Genomic DNA, 4,574 nt, shown 5'->3' with positions numbered 1-4,574 from the left:
CCGCGTAGCGGGCGCACCGCAAAGCCGTCCTGCAGCGCGTGCACGGCGGGCAGGTCGTGCTCGCCATCGACCAGGATGCGGCCTATCACCCACAGCCAGGGCGTGGGCGCGGCAATGTGTGCGCCGGGCGCATCGAACGGTGGCGGCAGCGTCCCCTGCCAGCCCGGCGGCGTGACAAGGAAGGAGCGCGCCGCCGTGCCCGTCAGGCGCTGGCCCAGGTGGGCGAAGGGGTTGGTGAAGAAGTCCAGCAGGCCCAGCACGTAGTAGCGGCCCGCCGTGTCGGGCACGTCGATCACCAGCGGCCCGGCGCCCAGGTCCAGCCAGGCGTTGGTGTAGAGCGTGTCGTTGTTGGGCGTGACCACGCGGCTGGTGCCGGCGCGCAGCAGCTGGCGCGCATGCACGAACTGGTTGCACCAGCGCAGCGGTGCGGGCGCAGCCTCGCCCGCCGCATTGCGCCGGGGCGAGGTGGCCGCGCGCATGCGTCGCATCTCGTACAGCGGGCAGGTGTGGATGACGGCCTCCTCGGCCAGGGTGCTCAGGTCCATGGCGTGTCTCATGCGGCCACGGGCTGCAGGGGCGGAACAGGCCATTGGTGCGCGCCTGCCTGCGGGTGGTACATGCGCAGGATGAGGTAGAAGCGCCCGTGCGGCGTGGGCAGCCAGTTGGCGGCGCCCTGTGCCGGCCGGGCATGGCCCAGGTCGATCTGCAGGCTGCCGTCGGCCTCGCGCAGCAAGCCCGGCGTGCGGTCGCCGATGGAGTGGCGGCCGATCTCGTTGCCGTAGAGAAAGCGGTCGGCGTCGTACAGCGTGACGGACCAGAAGGCGTCGGCCGGCGGCATGTCGGCGGCATTGAAGCGCAGCACATAGCGCTGGCTGCCGTCCAGCGGCTGCAGGCCTGCGTCGTGGTGGGCGGCCGCGTAGATGGCCTCGCTGGTGGCCAGCGCGCCCAGGCCCAGGTAGGCGGTGCGTGCGCGGCCCAGGTACTCGCTGCCGTAGCGGCCGGTGGACGGCGTCATGGTCCAGGGCCGGGGACGGCGGTTGCGCCCCATGGCGGCCACGGTGCGCACGCCGTCGGCAAAGCCCTCGGTCAGGCCTTCGCGCACGGGCTCCTCCAGCTGCTCCCACGCCATGTGGGCGCTGGCCACCAGGCCGGCCTGGCCGAACCAGGCCAGCAGTCCCTGGTCCTCCTTGCGTCCGGGCGCCTCGGCCAGCGCATGGCAGAGGTTGGTGAAAAAGCGCGGCGCAACCTCGGCCGCAGGCTCCTGGTTCTCGAAGGCGGCCGCCATGGCGTCCACGGGCGGGCCGACCCAGTTCGTGACGGCGGCCGGGCGGCCTCCTTTCGGCACGCCCGGCGCGGGCTCCAGCCGGATGTCGGCCTGCAGTGCGCGGGCTGCAGGCCAGTCGGGCGCATCGCCCACCACGGTGCGGCCGATCAGCCAGACCAGGTTGCTGGGGCAGTGCACCAGACGGTGGCCGGCCAGGTGTTCCGGCACCTGGCCGCCCGGCCCGACCAGGACCACGGTCTCGCCTTCGGGCGCGCAGTTGCGCGGTCCCAGGTTCTCGAAATTCTCGGTATAGGCGTCGTACAGGGCCAGCACGAAATAGCGGCCCGGATGCGCGGCGCTGGAGGGCACGGTCAGCAGGCGCGGGCCGTCGGCCAGGTGGATCCAGGCCAGCGAGTACAGCAGGTCGTTGGCGGGCGTGACCACGTCGCGGTCCTCATGGGTGGAGGGGCGCTGGCTGTGGTGCAGCGTGTCGAAGTCGCCGCGCATGTCCAGGCCCAAACCGGTGGCGCGTGCGGCGCCGGCATCGGTCTGCAGGCGGCAGGTGCGGTAGGTCTCTATCAGCGGATAGCCGTAGACAAAGGCGGCCAGGCCGATGGAGCGCGCCAGGGCGCGGCGGACTTCGGGCAGGGAGGGAGGGGTCGGGTTCATGTCCATTGTTTTCTTCAGGGCAGGAGGGGGGTCAGTCGAGGGTCACGCCCGTGGAGCGCGCCAGGTCCAGCGCCACGGGCAAAAAGGCGGCGTAGGCGGCGCTGGCCTCGGCCGGGCTGTTGCCCTGGGCCTCCAGGCCCAGCGCCTCGACACGCTGGCGCACCTGGGGCTCGCGCATCACGGCGGCGACCTCGCGGCCCAGGCGTTCGACGATGGCGTCGGGCGTGCGCGCGGGCGCCATCAGCGAGATCGATCCCGTGATGGCATACACGGGCTCGCGGTAGCCCTGCTCGGCAAAGGTGGGCACATCGGGCAGGGCCTTGCTGCGGCGCGGTCCGGCCACGGCCAGGGCGCGCAGCTTGCCGGCGTCGATGAAGGGCTTGAGCGTGGCGGCCGAGCCCAGCGTCATCTGGATCACGCCGCTGATCAGGTCGATGGACATGGGCCCCTCGCCCTTGTAGGCCACGTGCAGCGACTGCAGGCCGTAGGCCTTGTCCATGAAGACCTGGACCTGGTGCGGCTGCGTGCCCGCCCCCCAGGAACCCATGGCGTACTTGCCCGGCGACTGGCGCACGGCCTCGACCAGGCCCTTGAAGTCCTTGGCCGGCACGGCCGGGTTGACGGCCATCACCATGGAGGGCGAGACCACGTCCGAGACCATGCGCAGCTCGGTGCGCGGGTCGTAGGGCAGCTTCTTGTAGAGCACCAGGTTGGCCGTGATGGGCCCGGGCACGGTCAGCAGCAGGGTGTGGCCGTCGGGCACGCTCTTGGCCACATGCTCGGTGCCGATGATGCCGCCCGCGCCGCTGCGGTTGTCCACCACCACGGGCTGGCCCAGGCGCTTGGCCAGGCCCTCGGCCAGGATGCGCGCCACGGTGTCGGTGGAGCCGCCGGCCTGGTATTGCACGACGATGCGCACGGGCCGGGCGGGATAGCCGTCCTGGGCCGGCGCGGCGCTGCAGGCCAGGGCAAGACAGGTCAGTGCGGCGGTGCGCAGCAGGGGTGTGTTCATGGTGGCCTCCGGGCGGGAGATGGAATGGGCATTGGCTTTCATGCAGCCTCCCTGCCGATGACCAGCGCATCGACGGCCACGCAGCCGCCGTCCTCGCGCGGGCGGGCGATCAGGGGGTTGATCTCGGCGCTTTCCAGCGTGGCGCCTGCGCGCTGCGCAAAGCCGGCCAGGGCGCACAGCGTGTCGGCAATGCTGTCCAGGTCCACGCGGGGGCGGCCGCGCGCGCCGTCCAGCACGGCAAAGGCCCGCAGCTCGCGCACCATGGCCACAGCGTCGTCGCGCGTGATGGGCAGCAGGCGCAGCGAGACATCGCGCAGGATCTCGGCATGGATGCCGCCCAGCCCGAACATCAGCACCGGGCCGAACACCGGGTCGCGGTGCACGCCGGCGATGCACTCCACGCCGCCCTGCACCATGGGGGCGGCCAGCGCGCCGTCGATGTGCGCATCGGGCCGGGCCTGGCGCGCATTGGCCAGGATGCGGTCGAAGGCGGCCTGGGCGCCGGCCGCATCCGCCAGGTTCAGTGCCACGCCGCCCACGTCGGACTTGTGGGCGATGGCATCGCTGCAGACCTTGAGGGCAATGCGTCCGCCCATCTCCTGCACGGCCTGCACGGCCTGCGCTGCCTCGGCCGCCGTGCGCACCAGCCGGTGCGGCACCACGGGCACGCCGGCCTCGGCCAGCAGGGCCATGCTGCGCTGCTCCGACAGCGTGCCCGCCGCCAGGTGCAGCGCACTGCCTGCATCGGCCATCGAGGGCAGCGCCTGCGGTGTTTCATGCAGGCGGGCCAGCGCGCCAATGCAGCGTATGGCCGCGCCCGGGTCGGCGAACACCAGGCAGCCCAGCGCCTCAAGCGCATCGCGGCGCTCGGGCGGGCACAGCGTGCTGACGGCCAGCAGGGTGTCCGGATGGTGGGTGCGCAGCGTCTGCACCAGGCTTTGCAGCACGGGCCAGAAGGCGTCGGACAGGCCGCCTGCCGCGAAGAAGCCCAGCCAGCTGTCGAACTGCCGGTCGGCCAGCATCAGGCGGGCACTGCGCTCCAACAGCGTCATGTCGTTGGTGACCTGGCCCGTGATGTCCACGGGGTTGCGCGGCGCGGCAAACGGCACCCATTCGCGCAGCTGGCGCTGGGCCGCATCGGACAGCGGTGCCACGTCCAGGCCGGCTGCGCTGGCGTCGTCGGCCATCATGGCGCCCACGCCGCCCGAGACCGTGAACAGTCCGATGGACCGCCCCTTGGGAGCCCGCGCGATGGAGGCACTGGCCGCCAGCGCGAAGAAGTCCGTGATGGAATGCGCGCGCAGCACGCCGTAGCGGCGGAACACCGCGTCATAGACGGCATCGTTGCCCGCCAGCGAGGCGGTGTGCGATGCGGCGGCGGCCGCGCCCAGGGCGCTGGTGCCCACCTTGCACATGACCACGGGCTTGCCACGCTCCTGCGCCAGGGCCAGGGCCGCGCGCAGCCGGGGGCCGTCGCGGCAGCCTTCCATGTAGGCCATGATCACGTCGGTCTCGGGGTCCTGGGCCAGCCAGGCCAGGCCATCGGCCAGCTGCACATCTGCCTCGTTGCCCGTGGTGGCCCACAGCGACAGGCCCAGCCCGCGCTCGCGCGCCAGGCTGTAGGCATAG

General features: G+C 72.3%; 4 protein-coding genes. All 4 read right to left on the bottom strand.

What is annotated here, in order from left to right:
- A partial coding sequence (locus L995_RS17740; protein ID WP_047472824.1) for a DUF1254 domain-containing protein occupies positions 1 to 545 on the bottom strand: 545 nt, incomplete at its 3' end.
- An 8-nt stretch (positions 546 to 553) separates the two neighbouring features.
- The gene (locus tag L995_RS17735; RefSeq protein WP_047472823.1) at positions 554 to 1,939 is read right to left on the bottom strand and encodes a DUF1254 domain-containing protein; all 1,386 of its coding nucleotides are present in this window, start codon (positions 1,937 to 1,939) and stop codon (positions 554 to 556) included.
- Positions 1,940 to 1,964: 25 nt separating this feature from the next.
- Entirely contained in the window at positions 1,965 to 2,987 is a 1,023-nt protein-coding gene (locus tag L995_RS17730) for a Bug family tripartite tricarboxylate transporter substrate binding protein (RefSeq protein ID WP_047472822.1), read from the bottom strand.
- Positions 2,984 to 4,574: acetate--CoA ligase family protein (locus L995_RS17725; protein ID WP_047472821.1), on the bottom strand; the 1,591-nt coding region annotated here is incomplete at its 5' end. The genes L995_RS17730 and L995_RS17725, both read right to left, overlap by 4 nt.

It is taken from the genome of Delftia sp. ZNC0008 (assembly GCF_000799035.1).
In the GTDB taxonomy this organism is placed as follows: Bacteria; Pseudomonadota; Gammaproteobacteria; order Burkholderiales; family Burkholderiaceae_C; genus Comamonas; species Comamonas tsuruhatensis.
The sequence above is the reverse complement of the archived record's forward strand: the minus strand, read 5'-3'. Positions and strand labels throughout refer to the sequence as shown.

Excerpts from the sequence above, each read along its gene's own strand:
- L995_RS17730 (WP_047472822.1), bottom strand. The coding sequence starts at position 2,987 with ATGAAAGCCAATGCCCATTCCATCTCCCGCCCGGAGGCCACCATGAAC.
- L995_RS17735 (WP_047472823.1), bottom strand. The coding sequence starts at position 1,939 with ATGGACATGAACCCGACCCCTCCCTCCCTGCCCGAAGTCCGCCGCGCC.